General features: G+C 42.7%; 18 protein-coding genes, 2 tRNA genes and 4 pseudogenes. 12 read left to right on the top strand and 12 right to left on the bottom strand.

Annotation, left to right across the window (positions count from 1 at the left end; all coding sequences use genetic code 11):
* The first annotated feature begins 151 nt into the window (after positions 1 to 151).
* Complete coding sequence (phoB, locus tag FTU82_RS05340; RefSeq protein ID WP_005094589.1) at positions 152 to 862, top strand: phosphate regulon transcriptional regulator PhoB; 711 nt, start codon at positions 152 to 154, stop codon at positions 860 to 862.
* Between the two features lie 25 nt (positions 863 to 887).
* Positions 888 to 2,246 carry a phosphate regulon sensor histidine kinase PhoR gene (gene phoR, locus FTU82_RS05335; RefSeq protein WP_180101114.1) on the top strand — a complete coding sequence of 453 codons (1,359 nt, stop codon included), beginning with the start codon at positions 888 to 890 and terminating at the stop codon, positions 2,244 to 2,246.
* Between the two features lie 39 nt (positions 2,247 to 2,285).
* Here the strand turns inward: phoR and FTU82_RS05330 are convergent, their stop codons facing one another.
* A complete protein-coding gene (locus tag FTU82_RS05330) occupies positions 2,286 to 2,936 on the bottom strand; it encodes a glutathione S-transferase family protein (RefSeq protein WP_180101113.1) in 651 nt (216 codons plus the stop codon).
* A gap of 163 nt (positions 2,937 to 3,099) precedes the next feature.
* Positions 3,100 to 4,047, bottom strand: a complete 948-nt coding sequence (locus FTU82_RS05325; protein WP_180086057.1) for a pirin family protein — start codon at positions 4,045 to 4,047, stop codon at positions 3,100 to 3,102.
* A 511-nt stretch (positions 4,048 to 4,558) separates the two neighbouring features.
* Between FTU82_RS05325 and FTU82_RS05320 the strand changes: the two are divergent.
* Positions 4,559 to 5,895, top strand: a pseudogene (locus tag FTU82_RS05320) (GGDEF domain-containing protein).
* 419 nt (positions 5,896 to 6,314) lie between these two features.
* On the opposite strand, the gene guaA reads toward FTU82_RS05320, so the two are convergent.
* The gene (guaA, locus tag FTU82_RS05315; RefSeq protein ID WP_005094597.1) at positions 6,315 to 7,883 is read right to left on the bottom strand and encodes a glutamine-hydrolyzing GMP synthase; all 1,569 of its coding nucleotides are present in this window, start codon (positions 7,881 to 7,883) and stop codon (positions 6,315 to 6,317) included.
* 191 nt (positions 7,884 to 8,074) lie between these two features.
* Complete coding sequence (locus FTU82_RS05310; protein ID WP_005173783.1) at positions 8,075 to 8,437, bottom strand: NirD/YgiW/YdeI family stress tolerance protein; 363 nt, start codon at positions 8,435 to 8,437, stop codon at positions 8,075 to 8,077.
* Positions 8,438 to 8,708: 271 nt separating this feature from the next.
* On the opposite strand from FTU82_RS05310, the gene FTU82_RS05305 reads away from it, so the two are divergent.
* The gene (locus tag FTU82_RS05305; protein WP_074383709.1) at positions 8,709 to 9,347 is read left to right on the top strand and encodes a DedA family protein; all 639 of its coding nucleotides are present in this window, start codon (positions 8,709 to 8,711) and stop codon (positions 9,345 to 9,347) included.
* 21 nt (positions 9,348 to 9,368) lie between these two features.
* On the opposite strand, the gene FTU82_RS05300 is transcribed toward FTU82_RS05305, so the two are convergent.
* From FTU82_RS05300 to FTU82_RS05280, 5 genes are all read right to left on the bottom strand, one after another.
* Positions 9,369 to 9,962, bottom strand: a complete 594-nt coding sequence (locus tag FTU82_RS05300) for a hypothetical protein (protein WP_005094603.1) — start codon at positions 9,960 to 9,962, stop codon at positions 9,369 to 9,371.
* A gap of 194 nt (positions 9,963 to 10,156) precedes the next feature.
* Positions 10,157 to 10,549: a hypothetical protein gene (locus FTU82_RS05295; RefSeq protein ID WP_005094604.1), complete on the bottom strand. Its 393-nt coding sequence runs from the start codon at positions 10,547 to 10,549 to the stop codon at positions 10,157 to 10,159.
* 13 nt (positions 10,550 to 10,562) lie between these two features.
* Positions 10,563 to 11,399 (bottom strand): ParA family protein, encoded by an 837-nt coding sequence (locus tag FTU82_RS05290; RefSeq protein ID WP_100329695.1) that lies wholly within the window; start codon positions 11,397 to 11,399, stop codon positions 10,563 to 10,565.
* Positions 11,400 to 11,493: 94 nt separating this feature from the next.
* Entirely contained in the window at positions 11,494 to 11,886 is a 393-nt protein-coding gene (locus FTU82_RS05285; protein WP_100329694.1) for a SirB2 family protein, read from the bottom strand.
* 9 nt (positions 11,887 to 11,895) lie between these two features.
* Entirely contained in the window at positions 11,896 to 12,204 is a 309-nt protein-coding gene (locus FTU82_RS05280) for a BolA family transcriptional regulator (protein ID WP_005094610.1), read from the bottom strand.
* A gap of 233 nt (positions 12,205 to 12,437) precedes the next feature.
* Between FTU82_RS05280 and FTU82_RS05275 the strand changes: the two genes are divergently transcribed.
* The 5 genes and pseudogenes from FTU82_RS05275 (at position 12,438) to FTU82_RS05250 (ending at position 14,543) form a co-directional block, all read left to right on the top strand.
* Positions 12,438 to 12,510 (top strand) — tRNA-Gly (locus tag FTU82_RS05275).
* Between the two features lie 48 nt (positions 12,511 to 12,558).
* Positions 12,559 to 12,634 (top strand) — tRNA-Gly (locus FTU82_RS05270).
* A 155-nt stretch (positions 12,635 to 12,789) separates the two neighbouring features.
* Positions 12,790 to 13,830, top strand: a pseudogene (locus FTU82_RS05260) (site-specific integrase); the annotation flags it as partial.
* Positions 13,831 to 13,958: 128 nt separating this feature from the next.
* Positions 13,959 to 14,321, top strand: a complete 363-nt coding sequence (locus tag FTU82_RS05255; protein ID WP_180001348.1) for an MbcA/ParS/Xre antitoxin family protein — start codon at positions 13,959 to 13,961, stop codon at positions 14,319 to 14,321.
* A pseudogene (locus tag FTU82_RS05250) lies at positions 14,281 to 14,543 on the top strand (helix-turn-helix domain-containing protein). Before FTU82_RS05255 ends, FTU82_RS05250 begins: the two are co-directional and overlap by 41 nt.
* 267 nt (positions 14,544 to 14,810) lie before the next feature.
* Here FTU82_RS05250 and acnA read toward each other — a convergent pair.
* Positions 14,811 to 17,567 carry an aconitate hydratase AcnA gene (gene acnA, locus FTU82_RS05245; protein WP_180101112.1) on the bottom strand — a complete coding sequence of 919 codons (2,757 nt, stop codon included), beginning with the start codon at positions 17,565 to 17,567 and terminating at the stop codon, positions 14,811 to 14,813.
* 354 nt (positions 17,568 to 17,921) lie between these two features.
* Between acnA and FTU82_RS05240 the strand changes: the two genes are divergently transcribed.
* Complete coding sequence (locus tag FTU82_RS05240) at positions 17,922 to 18,230, top strand: helix-turn-helix transcriptional regulator (RefSeq protein WP_005173768.1); 309 nt, start codon at positions 17,922 to 17,924, stop codon at positions 18,228 to 18,230.
* A gap of 48 nt (positions 18,231 to 18,278) precedes the next feature.
* Here the strand turns inward: FTU82_RS05240 and FTU82_RS05235 are convergent, their stop codons facing one another.
* Entirely contained in the window at positions 18,279 to 19,370 is a 1,092-nt protein-coding gene (locus FTU82_RS05235; RefSeq protein WP_074383713.1) for an ATP-binding protein, read from the bottom strand.
* A gap of 346 nt (positions 19,371 to 19,716) precedes the next feature.
* Between FTU82_RS05235 and FTU82_RS05230 the strand changes: the two are divergent.
* A pseudogene (locus tag FTU82_RS05230) lies at positions 19,717 to 19,855 on the top strand (type II toxin-antitoxin system HipA family toxin); the annotation flags it as partial.
* Positions 19,856 to 20,021: 166 nt separating this feature from the next.
* On the top strand, positions 20,022 to 20,258 hold the full coding sequence (locus FTU82_RS05225) for a VF530 family DNA-binding protein (RefSeq protein ID WP_005173763.1): 237 nt from the start codon (positions 20,022 to 20,024) through the stop codon (positions 20,256 to 20,258).
* 269 nt (positions 20,259 to 20,527) lie between these two features.
* On the opposite strand, the gene FTU82_RS05220 is transcribed toward FTU82_RS05225, so the two are convergent.
* Complete coding sequence (locus FTU82_RS05220) at positions 20,528 to 22,228, bottom strand: NAD-dependent malic enzyme (RefSeq protein WP_180101111.1); 1,701 nt, start codon at positions 22,226 to 22,228, stop codon at positions 20,528 to 20,530.
* Positions 22,229 to 22,572 lie beyond the last annotated feature (344 nt).

Genomic DNA, 22,572 nt, shown 5'->3' with positions numbered 1-22,572 from the left:
TAACAAGTTTCTTTACTAAAATTGTCACAAATCTTTGCGAATTTCAGCAGTTTTTCCCTTTCTGCAATGATACTGTCATAATTAGTCTTTGTAATAAGCCTGTCATAAATATAAAACGGTTCACCGTTTACATGAAATAGGGTATTGCGTTGTGAAAGATGACTACATATTAATCGTCGATGACGAACTCCCGATTCGGGAAATGATCCATACCTCTCTGGATATGGCCGGTTTTCAATGCTTACAGGCCGAAGATGCCAAGCAGGCGCATCAGATGATTGTGGATCAGCGTCCGGCACTGATTTTGCTGGACTGGATGATGCCGGGCGGGATCAGCGGTGTAGATCTATGTCGTCGTCTGAAACGTGATGAAAGCCTGTCAGAAATTCCGGTGATCATGCTGACCGCACGCGGTGAAGAAGACCACAAAGTACAAGGTCTGGATGCCGGTGCCGATGATTACATGACCAAGCCGTTCTCGACCCGGGAGCTGGTGTCACGCATTAAAGCTGTCCTGCGCCGTGCCAATGCACTCAGCGGTGAAAAAACCATTGATGCCAATGGCCTGATTCTGGATCCGGTCAGTCAGCGGGTTAATTTTGGTGATAAAATTCTGGAAATGGGGCCCACTGAATACCGTCTATTGGCGTTCTTTATGACCCATCCGGAACGTGCCTATACCCGTGCGCAATTGCTGGATCAGGTTTGGGGCGGCAACGTCTATATTGAAGACCGCACTATTGACGTCCATATACGCCGTTTGCGCAAAGTGCTGGAACCTTATGGCGCAAACCGCTATGTACAAACCGTACGTGGAACCGGTTACCGTTTTTCAACCCGTGCAGATGTGGCTTTAGGTTAACGTCTTTTAAGGTAAATCTTGTTTTATGTATGAACCCTACCCTGTCCCCGAACTGGCACGTGAGCACAAAAGAATCCGTTACAGCAGTTTATGGGATTTTGCCAAACAGGATTTACGCTTACTGGCTTTTTTCCTGATCATCGCCAGCCTTATCGGTTTTGGGATTGGGTATTTCTGGATTTGTATCGTCATTGCCTTTGTGGCGTTCTTTAGCACCCAGATGCGCTCTTTATATCTGGTCAATGAATGGATTTCTAATCGCCCTTATGATGTTCCGCCGAATATCGGCGGGATTTGGGGCGCACTGTTATTCAATGTTTATCGCGCTCAGCGGCAGGAACGGATTGTGCAGGCAGAAATGGTGGAACTGATCGATCGAGCGCAGTCTTCACTGGTGGCCTTGCAAGAAGCAGTGGTTTTAATTGATGAAAACCAGCAGATTGAATGGTGGAATCCAGCCGCCGAACGTCTGCTCGGAATTTCCAGTGATGACCGTCGCCGTAATATTTTAACTTTGCTGCGCCAACCGAGTTTTATTGAATATTATCATCATATTGATGAGTCACCAGATGGCCTGAAAATGCGATCTTCGCTGTTCGAAGATCATTATGTCCAGGTCAAAATGACCCGTTTCGGCGGTGAAAGCCGGGTACTGGTCGCCTATGATGTGACCCGGATGCACAATCTGGAACAGATGCGTAAAGATTTTGTCGATAATATTTCGCATGAGCTGCGCACGCCTTTAACCGTACTCAGTGGCTATATTGAAACCTTTACCGACCAGGAAGATATCAATCCGCGCTGGAAACGCGCCTTTGATCAGATGCAGTCGCAGACCCGACGCATGAACGCGCTGGTGAATGACCTGCTGCTGCTGTCACGTCTGGAAAATGACAAAAATATTGCCAAAAACCAGATCATCGAAATGCCAAGTCTGATGAATCAGCTATTTGATGATGCACAGGCCTATAATATCGATTATGGGCATACCCTGAATCTGGACATTGACAGTCATTGCGATCTGATCGGTTCAGATATGGAACTGGCCAGCGCCTTTAGCAACCTGATCACCAATGCGATTAAATATACGCCTAAAGGTGGAATCATTACCATGGGGTGGCATGATGATGGTGAATCTGCCTATTTTGTAGTAGAAGATAACGGCATCGGAATTGATCCCAAACACTTGCCACGTCTGACCGAACGTTTTTACCGAATCGATTCAGATCGTAGCCGGCGTACTGGTGGCACCGGTTTAGGATTGGCAATTGTCAAGCATGTCCTGATGCAACATCAGGCACATCTCGAAATTGAGTCCAAGGAAAACCAGGGTTCCTCTTTTAAGGTAATTTTCCCTAAAGAGCGCCTTAGCTTTCCAGACTGATATCCCCCATTAAAAAAGCTGCCATCGGCAGCTTTTTTTTCAGGATGCTATCTGTTTTTCTTTGGCCAGTGCACGCGCATAGGCTGCACGTTGCGATACCCGTTTCAGATAAACCTGAATCGCTGGATAACTTTGGCCAGTCCGGCTTTGCATGGCTTCCAAAGGAAAACTCATCTGAATATCGGCAAAACTGAAATGTCCGGCAAAATAATCATGCTCACTCAAATAACGTTCCAGAAACTGGATATGATCTTTTAAGCGGCTTTGTACAAACTGTTTTTTCACCCCATCACATATTTTCTTGGCCACAGGCCGAATCAGCAAAGGGGTATGTTTCGGTACAGTGGTCATCACCAGTTGCATCACCAGCAGTGGCATTAATGAACCTTCTGCATAATGCATCCAGTAACGGTACTGGGCCTTATCGGCAGGATCTTTTGGGCGAAACTGCTGCTGTTCATCATAGCTTTCCTGTAAATACTCCAGGATCGCCGCAGATTCCGCCAGTACCTGCTCCTGATCGGTCAGAATTGGTGCCTTACCCAAGGGATGGATCTGTTTTAAAGCGGGTGGCGCGGAAAGATTAGGCTGGCGCTGATAATATTGCACTTCATAATCCAGTCCTAACTCTTCCATGGCCCAGAGAATACGAAACGATCGTGATTGTTCGAGATGATGTAAAACACGCATATTAGTCTCATGATTTTATTGTTCTTGCTTGCTGAGCATAGCAAAAAGCAGCGGAATGTAGCGCAATTTTTGATGACTGTAATGATCTGTTCCATAGGTTGCAGATTTGCCATTTTCAGTTCAAATCCGACAGGGTTCCATCCACCCCTGCAATTCTGATCATTTATCTGGAAGCACGCATCCGGTCTGGAAATGCGGGAGCTTCTAAACGTGGTCCATCATAGGCCGGAATCGAACCGAAGCGTTCATGGCCTTCAATCCATTCTTGCCGCGCAATTTTAAGTTCCTCGGTGGTACGTCCGACCAAATTCCACCACAGTAAAATCGGGCTTTCAAATGGTTCACCACCAATGAGTAGCACACGGCTCCCGGCATGAATATCAGCATTAACCTGCTCTAATCCCGGTTCAAGGATCAGCATGTTATCTTCCGTCAGTTCATGTCCATTAATGCTGGCCGTGCCCTCAAGTACCATAAAACCATATTCAAATTTTGGATTCAGGGCTAAGCGCGCACTGGTACTTTCTGCTGCATACAGGTCTACCCCGAGCAGTTCACTATGCACTTTTACCGGTGAAACGGTTTTTAAATATTCACCGACTAAGACGGTAAATTCGATGCCCTGATCATGCACTACCGGCAATTCAGGATAATGCTCAAAAGCCGGTGCCATATTGATCTTGTCATCCGGTAAGGCAATCCATAACTGCGCTGCATGCATATGCGTTTCGCTTTCTGGAGAAACTTCCGTATGTGAAATGCCATAGCCCGAGGTCATCAGATTGACCTGTTTGGGACGAATCAGCTGCTGAGTACCTAAACTGTCATTGTGCATCATGGTGCCTTGCAGCATCCAGGTAAAAGTCTGCAGACCAATATGGGGATGTGGCCCAACATCTAGGCCATCTCCTTGTGGAAAGCTGGCCGGACCGGCATGATCCAGAAAACACCAGGCACCAATCATGCGTTTATGCCGGCTGGGCAAGGCACGTTTGATTACGGTACCCTGTCCGATTTCGGCACGGCGTAAAGGGAATTCCTGAATAAACTGATTGACATATTTTTCACAATCATCCGAATTGGACAGTTCAATATCACTATTATTCGACATGGCTGAGCTCACCTCGGCATTTTCATTCTAAATCTTAAATTATATGAAACATTCTTCCCTTGGACTGCTGCAAGATGTCTCCCTATTCAGGACAATTTACAGGGTCTATTTGCAAAATCTATCTTTGGAAATATTTAGATACGTATAAAACCCTTAACATCGCTTGATCGATCTAACTCCTGTTCAAGCGATAAAACCTGAATTTCGCAGTGTAACAGCCTGAGTGGAAGTGGCTCAATGCTGATTAGGGTGCTCTCAAGCCTGCGCTAGAAGCCATTTCGACATTGCTGGCCCAATTACCCAATGTTTCACGTGAAACGAATGATTTTAATTTAAAAATTAAAGCAATTAAAAATTATTTTTATGGATTTCAATCACTTTCGCAGCTAAAAAATATAATTTTTGTTACGTTTTAAAGTCAAATTTAAGTCAGATACCCAATTTTAGGGAGGTTATTTTTCATCCAATCACGGCATAATAGGCACCTATAAAAATAATCCTGGACCAGGACATGTCTGCTCAGCATGAAAATATATATTCAACGGCGAATATATATTTTCAAAACTCGATGACCGATAAATCACTGAAATTATCTGAATGTGATCTGCAAAACCGTCAGCTAATCGAACAGGCGCTGACAGACTCTCATGCCCGTATTCCTGCCCCGTTTCAGCAATATTTTCACGATTATGTCTATACGCATAGTCATACTAATTTACGTCAAATCAACTATCTGGCACAAATTGCCTTTTTGCTGTATTTCTTTGCCGATATTCTGATTATTCCAGACATGTTTTTTATTTCTGGTCTGATGCGCGTCATCTTGGTTCTAGGCGCTATGCTTTGCTGTTATTACTTGTTTAACACATATAAAAATATTCAGATTCTAGATAGAATCCTGCCGATCGCCACCACTGTGGCTGCAGCTGCATGGATTGGCTTGCTGGTGCTTTCAAGCAGCCCCCATGTTGCTACCTATATTTATGCCTCTGCGATCTTTATTCTCATCGCCAATCTGTGTATACAGACCCAATTTAAAGTTGCGGTCTATTGTTCCATCTTGATTGCCCTGTTTATCATGATTGGAGTGACCCAGTTAATGAATGCATCTCAAGCCTTTATTTTTACTGTCGTTTTTAGTCCACTCTGGTTTTTTAGCATTTATATTAACTGGAATAATATTCTGAACGTACGGCGTTCCTTCCTGCGCTCTTTGCTGGACGAATGGAACTATCAAACCTTAAAAAATCTGGCACATACGGATGATTTGACCCAGTTATACAACCGCCGCCATTTTGTCGATATGGCTGAACGTTCTATTCATCAATGGCCCAAACATGCCAGCACCTGCCTGCTGATGTTTGATGTCGATCATTTTAAAAATATCAATGACAACTATGGGCATGACATCGGCGATCGCGTACTACAACTGATTGCTGAAGTCACCCGTAAAGAAATGCGCCATAGCGATGTACTGGCACGTTTTGGTGGTGAAGAGTTTATTGCTCTCTTGGAAGATACCCAGCTGCCAGACAGTCTGGTGATTGCAGAGCGAATTCGTTGTGCAATTCAGAAACAATTTGTTTATGCCAAACCGAACCAGCCCATTCGTTTTACCATTTCGATTGGTATAGCAGAACTGGAGTCGCCTACGCAAAAGCTGGAGGAGCTGATCAAGCAAGCCGATATCGCTTTATATCAGGCGAAAAAATCAGGCCGAAATCGGATTGAAGTTTATCATTCCAAAATGCTGGAAAGCCCAAACCTGCTCCAGCCAATCCCTGGAATGCCTTTAAGCCCGTGACCCAGCAAGGTCATTCAAAGGCCAATCAAACCAAGCAATTCTGATCTGCCCTTTAAATAATGAAATCAGGAATATTAGTGAAAGCTTAAATTTTTATAAACTTTACATGGAAAAGTTGCATATTCTATCACGAAGAAAAAATCCTCATAAAAACTCATAAAAAAGAGCACCGAAGCGCTCTTTTTTTATCGGGATATCTCCGATCAACCAGATATTTACTACGTGCATAGCGCTTGGCATCATTCAGGCAAGAAGCCGTGCTCCTTGAAACACTGACTGGCGTAGCCATAGCCTTGGCAGTAATTCAGGCAAGAAGCCGTGCTTCGTGAAATCCTGATTGGCGCGAGCATAGCGCTTGGCATCATTCAGGCAAGAAGCCGTGCTTCGTAAAATCCCTCACTGCCGCGAGCATAGCTCTTGGCGTAAAATCGGCTAAAAGCTATCGCTTTTAGAAATCCCGATTTTACTCCCATTCAATAGTTGCAGGTGGCTTAGACGATACGTCATACACAACACGAGACACATCTTTAATTTCATTCATGATACGAGTCGAGATTTTATCGACTAGATCATAAGGAAGATGCGCGAAACGAGCAGTCATAAAGTCCACAGTTTCTACTGCACGCAGTGCAATCACCCATGCATAACGGCGACCATCACCGACAACACCGACAGATTTCACCGGCTGGAATACCGCAAATGCTTGAGCAGTCTTGTCATACCAACCGCTGGCACGAAGTTCCTGCATGAAAATGTCATCAGCAAGACGTAAAATGTCTGCATATTCTTTTTTCACTTCACCCAAGATACGCACACCTAGACCTGGGCCTGGGAATGGATGACGGTAAATCATGCTGTGTGGCAAGCCCAAAGTGGTACCCAATTTACGTACTTCATCTTTAAACAAGTCACGTAATGGTTCAACCAGTTCAAAAGCCAAGTCTGCTGGTAAACCACCCACGTTGTGGTGCGATTTAATCACATGTGCCTTGCCCTGTTTGCTTGCAGCAGATTCAATCACGTCTGGATAAATCGTACCTTGAGCCAGGAATTTTACCCCATCTAATTTACGTGCTTCTTCAGCAAAGACTGCAATAAACTCACGGCCAATAATTTTACGTTTTGCTTCAGGATCAACTTCGCCTGCAAGTGCAGTCAAGAAACGCTCTTCTGCAGCAGCACGGATAACACGAATCCCCATATTGTCAGCAAACATTTGCATCACTTGATCACCTTCGTTCAAACGAAGCAGACCATTGTCGACAAACACACATGTCAGCTGATCACCAATCGCTTTATGCAACAGCGCTGCAACGACAGATGAATCCACACCACCTGAAAGACCAAGTAATACTTTTTCATCACCGATCTGTTGGCGAAGCTGTTCTACACGTAGATCAATAATGTGTTCTGGCGTCCATAGACCGCGGCAACCACAAATTTGATGAACGAAGTTCGACAGTAATTCTGCCCCTTTAGAGGTATGTGTCACTTCAGGATGGAACTGAATACCATAGAAACCACGAGTTTCGTCAGACACCATCGCAATTGGACAGCTTGGAGTTTGTGCAGTGATCTGGAAGCCTTCTGGAATACGGGCAACCTTGTCACCATGACTCATCCAGACATGCAACTGGTTTTCACGGTCCTGTAAATTACCGATCAGCTTGTCACGTACCACGATATCAACTTCTGCATAACCGAACTCATGCACAGTACCTGGCTCGACTTTACCGCCAAGCTGTTCGCACATGGTTTGCAGGCCATAACAAATACCCAATACCGGTACACCGAGCTCGAATACCACTTGTGGCGCACGCGGGCTGCCTTCAAGGTGAACGCTCTCAGGTCCACCAGACAAGATGATACCGTTTGGATTAAATGCACGAATGTCTTCTTCAGACATATCATAGGCATACATTTCAGAATATACACCAGCTTCACGGACACGGCGTGCAATGAGCTGACTATATTGAGAACCGAAATCCAGAATCAGGATACGATCTTCAGTAATTTGAGTATTGGTAGTCATGACGAACAACTATGAAAGGCAAACGAAAGATAAGCGCCGTATTCTAGCATTTTTCTTGTGTTTAAGCACACTATTCCAATTGGTTTAAATATTAAACAGTTAAGAAATTTCAGAAAATAATGCCCTCATTTTTGACTGGTTCATAGGAGAGCAGAGTTTCGCTGCTTTCCTGTTCCAGCCAAATGAATGGTTTATTTCACGCGTTCAATCTGAATCACTTCAATATCGGTGGGTTTGTTGCGGTGCGTATCGACCTCGCCCCAGACTTCTACCCGATCGCCTGCTTTGAGTTTTAATCTTTTCCAGTGGTCGTCATCCACATCAATCATGATGCTGCCGGTTTTATCTCTTAATTCAAATTCGTCACTTTGTGCTGCACGCTGTTTGACGATCTGCCCCCTTAAGGTCACGCCAGTTTCATCTTTCATTTTATGTGCCTGAGCAATACTGACCACATTCTGTTTTGCTTCCTCCAGAATAGCCTGATCTGATTTAGCCCAAAGTGCCGGACTGGCAGCTGCCAGAACCAGTGTCGCCAGAATATATTTTTTCATGTGTTTTGACCTGCCATTTTTATGATGATTCCATGATCTAAACAGAAAGCCGAAATAGATGCCGCAGACGTTGTGTAACGCCATGATGAACTTGTGTCATCTGCTCAAAAAGCCCCAATAAAAATATGTTTATACGCTGATACATCCACTTTAAAAGTGAAGGGATTCGCCCGACAGCAGAAAAATAAGCCGCAAAATAGTCGACTTTTATTACTGACTTTATAGGTGATCGCTGTTAGGATTTGAGCACACTTTTGCTTGTACTGGGCTCATGGAACTGATTGATTTTATCTTGCATGTTGATGATCACTTGCTTGAATTTATCACCAATTACGGGATCTGGATTTATGCCATTCTTTTCCTGATTATCTTTGTGGAAACAGGTTTGGTGGTGATGCCGTTCTTGCCCGGCGACAGCTTGCTATTTGCAGCAGGTGCTTTGGCAGCGTCTACAGGTGTGATGGATCCCTGGGTACTGATTCCGCTTTTATTTGTTGCGGCAGTATTGGGCGATACCTTGAATTACCATATTGGCAAATATATCGGGCCGCGGGTTTTCGAGATTGAATCGCGCTTTATCAATAAAAAACATTTATTGGCAACTCAGCAATTCTTTGCCAGACATGGTGGTAAAACCATTATTTTTGCGCGTTTTGTGCCTTTTGCTCGTACCTTTGCACCTTTTGTCGCTGGTGCTGGCAGCATGAATTACAAATATTTCCTGAGCTATAATGTAGTAGGTGGATTTATCTGGATCAGCTCATTTGTCATTCTGGGCTATATGTTCGGTAATATGCCAATCGTCAAAGATAACTTCACCTATTTGATTTTCGGTATTATTATTTTAAGTGTCTTGCCAGGTGTGATCGGCTTTATTCAACAAAGACTCAAAAAAAGTAAAACAGCTTAAGATTTTTTATAGCCTGTGCATTTAATCCCAGAGCTTGATCAGTAATGGGATCAGACAAAGCAGTACAAACAGAGCCGAGCCTTTATAAATAAGGCCGGCTTTTATTTTTTCAGAGTGACTGCTCAAAATTGCCTGACCAAAGACCATCCAGAAAATCCCTACTGGAACGGTACTCAAGCAAAAGGCAGCAAACACCAGAACAAAGTTGGTCGGACTTTGCCAGGTTTCCATGGGTAAAATCCCGGAGGCCAACAATGCTGCTTTAGGATTGCTTAAGGTGACAGTAAACATTTGCCAGGGACGAATCTGCGGATGATTTTTGCTATAGCGTTCTAACTGCTGGGCCTTATATAAATGCAGCGTCATCCAGCCCACACAGATGGTACTCAGGACATACAACAAGCTTTTGAAATTTGGCCAGATCGGTAAAGCCAGATGAATTAACAAAGCCCAGACATTAATCGCATAAAAATAGCCCATCAGAATGGCCGGAATATAAAGGCTGGTTTTGGCCTGACCCTGCTGATACGCAGAGCTGGCGACCAAGGCATTCGCCGGCCCTGGAATCATCAGAACGGCGATTAGCCCCAATACAAATAACCAATTTTCAATCATCGTGATGAACTATTCCGGGCCTAGCTTATAGCTTAATCAATATTCTCATGCCAGAACAGGTCTATAAATCTAGAATGCTGAAACGATACGCGCCATTTCAAGTGATATTAAGCGGAATATCAGCTCGGCTATTTTGAAAAAAGCATAAAAAATGCTGACCCAAGATCAGCATTTATGAAGAGATCAGGAATTGGTTATTTAGCAATATTCTGACGAACCACAATCGGACAATTTTTGTAACGGGCGGCCTGAACAATCGCTTCCTGTTCACCTAAAAGCCGTGCCAGTTCGGTTCGCTTGGTATTGGATGACTGTCCCATATTGACGGAAACACTCGGACCAATTCCCCAACCACCGCGACTGCCCCAGCCACCACCCAGACCGACGCCCACACCTACACCCGTGCGTTTTGGCGCTTCCACACCATTGTCGATATATTGCTGAATACGGTTATATTCGCCTTGCAGCTGCTGACAACCCAAGGTCTGATACTGGGTCGGGGACACATAGGTGGGTTTCACCGTTGTTGCACAAGCACTCAGCAATGCAAGTGCTGCAATACTCAGGCTTAATTTCACAAGTTTCATAGTTAACTCGATCTTAGTTCTGCTCTATCTCATTGAACAACGATTGATAGGCCTGAGTCAATTTATGATCAGTAGCCAAATGAATCAGGGGCTGATTTTTATGATGAGATTCTTTCATTAAGATGGAGGGCGGTAACATACTATTGAGTACGGGCAATCCTTCATCTTTCAGTTGCTGCACCACTTCACGCGGTAATCTGGCCTGTGCCTGAAACTGATTCACCACAATACCTTCAATTTCCAGTCTTTCATTATGGTCATCTTGGGTTTCAATGACATTTTCAATCAGGGTCTGTAAGGCGCGTTTAGAAAACACATCACAGTCAAATGGAATCAGCACGCGGTCTGCCGCAATCAAAGCTGACAGTGTAAAGAAATTAAACGCCGGTGGGGTATCAATAAATACCCGATCATATTGCCCGGACAATTGTTGTAAAGCATCTCGCAGTTTGTAGATTTTATGCTTGGACTCCAGTGCATGTGCCAAAGCGCCCAGTGTCGGGCTGGCTGGAATCACATCCAGATACTTAAAGGGAGACTGATGCACATAACTTTCCAGACCTTTGCTACGGCTTTTCAAAATCGAGCCAATTGCATTGCCGAGCAAGCCTTTACTTTGCTGATTGCCCAGCACATTTTCAAAATAGTTTTCAATATTCGGTTCTAATGCCGGCTTGTCACTTGAATAGGTCGCATCCTCACCTAATACGTATTGACTGGAATTGGCTTGTGGATCCAGATCAATGAGTAAAGTTTTTAAACCCTGATGTGCGCTGATCGCGGCCAGATTAACGGTAATACTGGACTTACCCACCCCACCTTTTTGATTAAATACCACACGTGTATGCATGTCCCCTCCTGTTATTTTTAACTACTTTTATCACACTTGTATTTTTAATTATTCACATAGGCAGACTGCGCTTGAAGTCACAGCCTGCTTGCTTTTAGCCAAAATTCGGCTTGATCATCACCAAGGTCAAAATAGAAACCAATGAAACTACCGCAATAAATAAGCCAGCCCGGCGTTGTGCCAGCAAGATTGAATCATCTTTTTTATAGGCTTTAGCTAAAGAGGATACCAGCACAAAAAATAAAATAACCTTGGCATAAAACCAGGGTTGCACATCAAAATCCTTGATCACCAATGACACAATACCTGTAAACGCGATCACCGTAATGGCCAGATGCTGTAAAGCCACCAGCGCAATTCGTGCCTTTGGATTCGGTAGGTTGCCTTGTGTACCAATAAACAAAGTCAAGGCACGGGCGAGAATGGCGACAATCGCTAATCCTGCTGCTGACATATGAATAATTTTGACTAAAAGTTGAGTTTCCATCATTTCCTCTTAGTTTTTTGGTGCATGTGCACAAGCTGGACTGGTCGTGTCCTGCCCTGCCCATTCTTCAGGCAAAAATGCGTGGATTGCCAGCGCATGAATCTTGTCTTTGGCCAGTAAATCACCAGCAGCAGCATAGACTTTCTGATGACGCTGGACTGGACGTAAACCGGCAAAGGCCTGACTGACAATCACAGTTTTAAAATGAGACTCTTTTCCAGGGAAATAACCGCCATGACCCGAAGATTCATTCACCACGTCTAAATGGGTCGGAGATAATTGTGCTAAACGATCTTTCAGTTGTTGTTCTAAGCTCATGGCCTGACTCCAATCTTTGAAAATATAAAGTCAGTATACCTTGTTCTGCTGAGTATTTTGGTAATCTGTTACAGCGCAATCTGTTGATTGTGGCGAAGTTTCATGAATTCCCACATGAATATTGGTGATTTATTGTCTGGTCTAAAATATTTTGCTTTTATTTTATGCAATTGATACAAGATTTTTAACAAAGGTGTTGACCACATTTTTTCATGCTGTATTATACACGGCATGCGGGAATAGCTCAGTTGGTAGAGCATAACCTTGCCAAGGTTGGGGTCGGGAGTTCGAGTCTCCTTTCCCGCTCAAAATTTTTTCATTTAGTTTTTTCATTTAAAAAACTTTATAGACTCCGCGGGAATAGCTCAGTTGGTAGAGCATAACCTTGCCAAGGTTGGGGTCGGGAGTTCGAGTCTCCTTTCCCGCTCCAGATTCAAAAAGCCCTCATCGAAAGATGGGGGCTTTTTTATTGTTGATTTTATTATATTTTTAAAAATCCCCCTTCCTTTGTTATTCAATTTAATAAAAAATATTCTTAATGTAATTTATATTTTGTGACCAAGATGTGACCATGGCGTGCCCACGACCTTATCCGTTGTTCTGAACTGTAATTACGCTCCACTGGTCAAGAATGTGACGGATTATACCGAAGAAGAATATCAGCCCATTCGGACAGAGTTACTCCGTAATACGCATGGTCAAAATCATTGGTTTATGATTGCCCATTTACTGGGTCACATTGACCCTACAGAAACCTTTAAAAGCTATATTCATCTGAGCTACCTGATCGCTGGGCATAAAATACTGCAATATCATCCAGACATAGATACTCAACGACCAAACTGACTGGTTAAAAAGTAACATAGAAGACATTCTGGATGAGGTTTCATTTAACTCACAGCCTCATGATTTTTCTAAATATTTCGCAGGAACAAAGGAATCCAAAATCTCATTTGCATGGTTTTTTAAGTGCCTAAATTTACTGGAAATTCATCATGATCCAGATCAGGTCTCACAGGAAATGAGCTTACCTATAGAACTGGTTGAGTACTGGTATAAAAATGCCAAACAACTGGGCCAACTCAAGTCTCAAAAAACAACCCAAGGTTATTTGATCTCAACAACACGAATCATCTTGATAAACCTTTAAAACCCGCCATGATTGATACCATTGAAGAGTGCACAGCAAGGAACTATTTCTTTGAAAATATTCAAAATATCTTTGAAAAAAAGCCAGATCAAATAAAAGCGGTGCTTGAGACATTTTTAAGTCGTGTTACGGTTTCGCATACTGGCATTCATTATCGATGGAATAAAATCGATCAATTGGAATCATTTTATTCCAAGGTAAAAGACCTGTTTCCCCATCAATTTTGGCATTTGCTTGGACAAGACTTGGTACAATTGCTAGATAAAAAGAAACAACCTTTATTACTAAAGCTGGCTAAATCGAGCACAACAGAGCATCCTAAGACTCAAGAAGATTATGTTCGTCTCCAGCTTTACTCAACAAAAGATGCCAAAGCACTGGCCGCATTTAAATTCTGTTTACATTTAGCCTGTATCGGTAGACCACGATCTCTTGAACTTAAAGCTGAAGGTCTAAAAATAACTACATGCTGTTAAATAATTTAACCGTTGCTTCTTTATGTAAAGCCAAATTTAATATATTTAGTAAAAATTGAGTGTCTGATCAATGATAATTAAATAGTATAAACTCTATGAATTAGCAGCGTCTGAAACAGGGATCGGTCATGCGTACAACATCAGAAAAAATTGCAAAACAGAAAATGATATTAGCTAAGGCAGTTTTAGCTGCTGCTGAACGACTTGGTCTTGCACACGATCAACTAGCCTTAATACTCAGTATAGATTCGGTGAAAAATTTAACCTCTCTTGAATTAGATCCCACTTCAAAACAGGGAGAAATCGCCCTCACTTTAATCCGTATTACCACATCACTAGATGCTCTGACAGGTGGGGATACAGCCTGGATGCAGCATTTTATGAAATCACCCAATAAATTGATGAATGGCATTCCAATAGAACAGATTCAGAACCCTCAGGGATTGGCCTCTGTTTTACAATTGGTGGAAGGTCTTCGGGCTAAACTTTAAGATAAGCAAAGTATTAGGCTATACACAGAAAAGTCTTTCAGAAAAAACTAAAGTGAATAAAACAACAATTTCAGAGATAGAGAATGGCCATTTTACAGGTTCATTTGACATATTTGAACGTGTACTTGATGGCATGGGTTTACAATTCGAAGTGAATAAAAAAAGTTTAACTTGCCCCAATGGGATGAAATTGAAGAAACATTTGCGGAATATGATGAATAAATTAGATTAGATCTATGTTCACATTTGATATCTACACCTAATAATGTAGGCATAGTTCCAATGGTCAGCGCTCTCCATTAGATTATGAAAAGGCCCATCAAAAGATTAATACCAGTCAGTTAAGGAAATTTGGATGAAAAAAAATCTAAATTTCCTTATATTTGAATTTAAATTGATCTAAATTTATGTCTTAATTGAGCATAATTTTAGTTTTTCAATTCTTAACTGACCGGCATTGTGGTAGGTATCGGGCTTTCATAATTCAATTTAGGAAGCGAGCAAATTGCGCAAGACATAGTGCAAGATACCACCGGCCTTAAAGTATTCCACCTCATTCAAGGTATCAATACGACACAACACTTGAAAATGGCTACACGTACCATCGGTATGTTGCACATCTACTTTCAGCATTTGATGCGGATGAATATCATCAGACAAGCCTAAAATTGACAGTGTTTCATGGCCGGTCAGGTTCAAGATCTGCCGGTTTTGACCCTCTACAAACTGTAAAGGTAACACCCCCATGCCAACCAGATTGGAACGGTGAATCCGCTCAAAACTTTCAGCAATCACCGCTTTCACCCCCAACAGGTTGGTGCCTTTGGCCGCCCAGTCACGTGAAGAACCGGTACCATATTCTTTCCCAGCAATCATTACGAGTGGGGTTTGTTCTGCCTGATAGCGCATTGCCGCATCATAAATCGAGAGTTTTTCTGCACTTGGAATATGCAGGGTATTGCCACCCTCCTCGCCACCCAGCATTTCGTTTTTGATTCGGATATTGGCAAAGGTACCTCGCATCATCACTTCATGGTTGCCACGGCGGGAACCATAAGAGTTAAAGTCTTTTACCTCAACCCCCTGTTGCTGCAAATATCGGCCGGCCGGACTATCTTTTTTGATATTACCCGCCGGGGAAATATGGTCCGTCGTGACTGAATCGCCTAATATAGCTAAAATCCGTGCCTGTTTGATCGGCTGAATTGGTCGCACCGGCTGATCAATTTCTGAAAAAAAGGGAGGATGCCGGATATAGGTTGATTGTTCATCCCAAGCATAGGTTTGACTTTGTGGAATCTGGATCGCTTTCCACTTGGCATCGCCTTCAAACACTTCCGCATATTCTTTCTGGAACATCTCGGTATTCACGTTCTGTAGTGCAGCATCAATTTCCATTTGTGTCGGCCAGATATCTTTTAAATAAACTGCTTGGCCATCAAAACCTTCACCTATCGGCTCAGCAGTGAGATCAGTTCGAATATTCCCGACCAGACCATAGGCAACTACTAAGGGTGGCGAGGCGAGCCAGTTGGTTTTCACCAAAGGATGCACCCGTCCTTCAAAGTTACGGTTTCCGGAAAGCACTGAGGCTACATTCAAATCAAAACATTGCACAGCTTCTTCAATCACTTCAGGTAAAGGTCCCGAATTACCAATACAGGTAGTGCAACCATAACCCACCAGGTTATAACCCAGTTGATTCAAATAAGGCGTCAACCCTGCTGCATCAAGATAATCGCTGACCACTTTGGAACCTGGAGCCAGTGAACTTTTCACCCAAGGTTTTCGCTGCAAACCTTTTTCGATTGCTTTTTTGGCCAATAGGCCTGCTGCCAACATGACACTGGGATTCGAGGTATTGGTACAGGAGGTAATGGCTGAAATCACTACATCACCATGCTGCAACGGATATTTTTCACCATCAATCATACAAAAAACATTTTCATGTGGCAGGTTGGCCTGTTTCGCTTCAACAGCCGTACCTCCACCTCCTTCATTTTCCAGACGCTCTTTTTCTTCTTTGACCGGTTTCAAGGTCAGATCCATGAAGGCAGCAAAGGTTTTTGGCACTTGCGACAATAGCACACGATCCTGCGGACGTTTCGGACCCGCCAGACTGGCTTCTACCGTCGACATATCTAAAGCCAGCGTATCTGTAAAGACGGGTTCATCCCCCGGATTGCACCACAATCCTTGCAACTTGCTATAGGCCTCTACCAAGGCAATTCTTTCGGGCTGACGTCCAGTTAAACGTAAATAGGAAAGCGTCACCTCATCAACCGGGAAAAAGCCACAGGTAGCACCATATTCGGGTGCCATATTGGCAATAGTGGCACGGTCAGCCAAGGGTAAATCGGCCAGGCCATCGCCATAAAATTCGACAAATTTTCCAACTACGCCTTTTTGGCGCAGCATCTGGGTAATGGTCAGCACCAGATCAGTTGCTGTAATCCCTTCTTTGAGTTTACCGGTGAGCTTAAAGCCGATCACTTCCGGAATCAGCATGGAGATCGGTTGACCCAGCATGGCCGCTTCCGCTTCGATACCGCCTACCCCCCAACCTAACACGCCTAAGCCATTGATCATGGTCGTATGTGAGTCAGTACCGACCAAGGTATCAGGAAAGGCAAAGCGCTGCCCATCAACCTCATTGCTCCAGACCACTTGTGCCAGATATTCCAGATTGACCTGGTGGCAAATCCCGGTTCCTGGCGGCACCACGCGAAACTCATTAAGTGCCGCCTGCCCCCAGCGCAGAAACTGGTAGCGCTCACCATTGCGTTGCATCTCAATTGCGACATTCTGCTCAAAAGCTTGCGGGCTGGCAAAGTAATCGACCATCACCGAGTGATCGATGACTAAATCCACCGGTGACAACGGATTAATTTTTTCCGGGTCACCACCGGCTTTGGCCACCGCTGCACGCATCGCGGCAAGATCAACCACTGCGGGAACACCGGTAAAATCCTGCATCAGCACCCGTGCCGGACGATACTGGATTTCCTGTTCTGAGGTTTGGTTGTTTAACCACCCTGCCAGCGCATGAATATGCTCGGTTTTCACCGTGAGCTGATCTTCAAAACGTAGTAAATTTTCCAGCAAGACTTTTAAAGATTTTGGCAGCCGGGACAGGTCGCCCAATTGCGCTTGCAATTTGGACAGGTTGAAAATCTGATAGTGTTCTGAACCGACGGTCAATGTTTCTAAGGTATTAAAACTATTGATATCACTATACTTGGCCATCTAGTTTACCTCCGGCTTGAGATGTTATTTTTATGATCACAGTCCACCACTTCTTTACTTACTGTATGCCAACTGCGCGGCGGGTTTGTTATTATTTATTATCGGATTGTGCTAGGCAGTTAAATGCAGGGCTGCCAGGAATTTTTGCCAGAGAGTTGTCGACAGTTCAGATCCGGCATCGACAATCTTTCTGCCAATTCCGTAAGGAGATAAGTTAAATTGAACCGCGTATTTTCAGAGTGATTTCAGATCACTACGTAGCTAGGGCTGTTTTACAGATCGAAATGATAAATTGCTTTAAAAAAGAAACTAATATATTTCTTATAGAACCTAAAAGAAATAAATGTGTCTACAATAAATGAATCTTTACTTCAGCAAATCAAAAAAAGACGAACCCTATTGGGCTTAAAGCAAGTTAATATGCAATCCCGTACAGGCATTTCAAGACAGCAGTACCAAAAACTGGAAAGTCAGGGCAATCCACGATTAGAGACCTTAGAAATTATCGCGGCAGGATTAAATGCTCAACTGATGCTCATTCCAGATGATAAAGTTCATTTAATCAGACAATTATTGAATGATGAAATTAAAATCACGATCGAAGATCAGGATGACTTAATGACCAACCCATGGAAGGGTCTTCTCGGAGATGAGGAATCATGAATCCTCTTAACGAGGTATTTTACCGGGTACTGACCATTATTAAAAAATTTATGCTTCATCCATAATCCATTCTTTAAAAAGAGCATCCTCGATTTCATAAGTACCATTTTCTGGTTTAAAAATAATTTGTTTTTTTGATAAAGAACGTAGGGCAGATTGAATACTTGATACTGCAATGCTGTCTACACCGATGGAGTCAGCAAGATGCTGTCTAAATTGAATACTATAAAGTTCAACTTGTGATTCAGCTATGGCTTTTAAGAGCAGCTGTTCTAATAACTTAAACTCTCCCCATAATCCTGAAAAGTCACGGTGCCCCATTGTATCGGCTATAAGCTGTTCCTTTGCAAAATCTATAGCCAGCATTGGGTTTAATGCTAAACGCTCAACCAATGACCTCACCAGTTGAGGACTTTGCTTCATATCTAAAAAAGCACACCATAAAATTTCTTTATCCAAACTACGTCCTGTTGTTTGATTAAATACATCTGCCAGATGATCTGTAAATGCTTTTGTTAGATTTGGAAAAGGTAAATTCTGCCCATAATGAAAAAATGGAGCACTACTCACAGAAAACATTTGTCTCAAGCCCTCTCGACTTGAACCAGTAAAAATTACCTTTATCGTTTCTTTATGCATATCTAAAGCAGTACGCAAACTGGCAATAGTTGTTTTATATTTTGAACTAGCTAAAGCCTGAATCTCATCAAGTAGCAATAAAATAGGTTTACCCTGCTGAGCCAGTTTTGTAATACTAGATAAAATACTGGAATTCACTTGCCCTTGTGCAAGAGTCACTTCGGCTTTTACACCTGCCACCTCTGTACTTAAAGAGCCAATATTTTTAATCCAATGATTGGCTTTACCAATCAAGCCATTTTGCTGTGAAAACTCATCAAGAGCTTTTACAAACTGTCCTTCACTATGCAGGCCTGCATCTAAAAAACTGAAATAAAAAACGCGCCATCCAAGCTGTTCTGCTAAGGGCGTAATATCTTTTCGTAAAAATTCAGTTTTTCCCATCCGGCGTGGGGCAAAAAAAGTCAGAGAACTAGCTAGTCCAGTCTCAAACATGCCTAAAATTTGTTTAGCTAGTTCTGTACGTGGAAAATGCCAAGGGTCATTGGAGATGCTACTCATTTTAATTACTCAGCAATGATTCTTTATTGCTATAGATTGTATTAGATTCCATTAGATTGTAAATGTCTAATTAGACTTCTTTAATCTAATAGGATCTAATCATCCAATAAAGCACCTTTGCACCGATCAACCGACACATTTTATAACTCCATTATTTTGTGGCTTAATAGCCATATCTGAACATAAGACCCAATATTATGGATTTAAGATTCAGAAAAACCTGAAGAAGTTGTTGCGTTTTATGTGAGAGGCTTCGTAAAGAACGACTTTATCTGGAAATAAATCCACGCTCAAAAAACTTAATGCTTACTATAATTGATGGGGTGAATATTGGCTTTGGGGTACACTGGTCTCCTCAACAGCAATCACAGGTCGACCATTAATTGCCTTTGAATACAGTGCTGAAGCGATCCGTAAAGGTTTAGAACGCTCCTCGTACCTACTCCCATTAAGAAGGTGACCCATTAAGAAAAAACTTTCCTACATAGCACATGGGATTACCAAGTCATATATATGATGCCTCATCCGATTGCTAGGCGTGCTCCAGAATTTTGGTGGCTATTCAGTCCATCATTACCTACATTCAAACGCTCTAGTTTTCCAATTAGCTCAGGTTATAATAATGGCCACCCAAAATACGATTGATCTATTATGAACACCCCCAATGACCCTTTACACGGCAAAAAACTTGCTGACATTTTGGATGAATTATTGGATTACTACGGTGGCTTTGAAGGTTTAAGTCGTAAAATTGAAATTAGATGTTTTTGCATAGACCCAAGTGTTAAATCATCATTACGATTCTTGCGTACCACACCATGGGCACGTGAAAAAGTAGAAAGCTTATATTTGTACGTCTTACGCCAAAAGGCAAAACAGAAACCGTAGACCCAGGCTCCTCTCTTATCATCAAATTATACCAGTCAGTAAAATATTTTACATTAAATCATATATTTAAAATTAATATCATTTAATAAAATAAATCTCAGCGACTTTATCGAGATTGGAATCAGAGAGCTCGAGTCTCCTTTCCCGCTCCAGATTCAAAAAAGCCCTGATCGAAAGATCGGGGCTTTTTTTATGCATTGTCTATTTTAACCAATAAACGCTGACCAGCCCAAAACGAGTGCTTAGTCAGAGTTTGTCTTCATTTAAAATTAGAAAGTGACCCGCTGATAATCACGATATTGCGGTGTCCAGAAATTATGCTCAATCGCTAACTGCAAGTCCTCAATACTTACTTTAGGCGCCACCCCATCCTCAATGGCAGCAAGGGCTACCTTTAATGCAATCTGCTTTGAAATAGACTGCAAATGATCGAGACTTGGCAATAAATCCGCTTGTGGGTCTTGCAACTTAGGCGAACAATCCGCCAGAGCATTACTAGAAGCCATCAGCATATTATCTGTAACACGCTTCGCACCCGAAGCAATCACCCCCAACCCAATTCCGGGGAAAATATAAGAATTATTGCACTGTGAAATATGATGGATTTTTTCCTGATAATTCACCGGTGCAAAGGGGCTACCTGTGGCAATCAGCGCTCTACCCTTAGTCCATTGCAAAATATCTGCCGGTACTGCTTCTACCTGTGAAGTCGGATTGGATAAAGGGAAAATAATTGGCTGCACGCTATTCTCAGCCATAGCTTCAACCACTTCCTGCGTGAATAATCCCGGTTGCCCCGAAACCCCAATCAGTACTGTTGGCTTAGCATGCTTCACGACATCTGTTAATGAAATCATGGCTTCAGCATCTGCCCAGCTTTCTACATGTTCAAGAGGCTGTGCCAATTTACGCTGAAAATTCAGTAAATTTGGCTGATTTTCAGTGATCAGACCAAAGCGGTCAACCATAAATATCCGTGCACGTGCTTCGCTATCGCTCAAGCCTTCCGCAATCATTTGTTTAATGATCTGTTCCGCAATCCCGCAACCAGCTGAACCGGCCCCCAGAAATGCCACCACCTGATCTTTCAACTGCTTGCCTGCTGCACGTGAAGCGGCAATTAAACTTCCGACCGAAACCGCAGCGGTTCCCTGAATATCATCATTAAAACAGCAAATGCGATCACGGTATTTTTCCAGCAAAGGCATGGCATTTTTCTGCGCAAAGTCTTCAAACTGAATCAATGCATCCGGCCAGCGCTGCTGAATGGCCAGAATTACCATTTCGACAAAAGCATAGTATTCATCGCCGCTGATCCGCGGTTCACGCCAGCCCATATAAATTGGATCATTCAGCAATTGCTGATTATTGGTGCCGACATCGAGAGTGATCGGTAAGGTATACGCCGGGCTGATTCCACCACAGGCAGTATAGAGCGCCAATTTACCAATCGGAATCCCCATTCCGCCAATCCCCTGATCGCCTAAACCCAAAATGCGTTCGCCATCGGTAATCACAATCACTTTCACGTTCTTTTTATTAATATTGTGAATAATCTGCTCGATCTGATCGCGATCCGGATAGGAAATAAAGATCCCGCGATGACGGCGATAAATATCAGAAAAGCGCTGACATGCCTCCCCTACAGTCGGGGTATAAATAATCGGCATCATCTCGCTAAGGTGATTTTCAATCAGGTGATAAAACAGGGTTTCATTGGTATCCTGGATATTACGCAAATAAATATGCTTGTTGATATCACTATTAAAAGCACAATATTGCTGATAAGAGCGCTGACTCTGTTCCTCGATGGTCTCGGTCACATGAGGAATTAAACCATGCAAATTAAAGCTTCTACGCTCTTCTTCAGTAAATGCAGAACCTTTATTGAGTAACGGGAGTTCTAATAAGGTATTTCCGGCATAAGGAATATATAAAGGGCGTTTACTGTTCAAATTTTCTCTGGGCATTATTTAACTCTTCTAATCAATCCTCGGCACTTCGCCGAAAACAATGACATCACTATCGTTATTTTATATAGCCTATCCTGATTTTAGCCTTTTGGGGTATTTAGTAAATTGATAATACTTTTAGCAGGATTTTATAATCTGATAACGTAGCGTGATAGGAGAGATTTTGGTTAATTTTGTAATAAATTTCTTTTATCCATCAAAAATGCTTGTTCTATTTTAAAATCTCACTGATTTAAAATGGGTTATGGCCTATTTATATAGTGTTGATCTTTTTCATACTGCTAAGGCAGAAGATTGATTTGACAAAAAGTCAAAGCTCATCAAGGATAAAGTATAAATTC

This window comes from Acinetobacter sp. YH12151, from assembly GCF_013418355.1.
GTDB classification, from domain to species: domain Bacteria; phylum Pseudomonadota; class Gammaproteobacteria; order Pseudomonadales; family Moraxellaceae; genus Acinetobacter; species Acinetobacter pseudolwoffii.
This window is presented reverse-complemented; position numbering and strand designations above follow the sequence as displayed.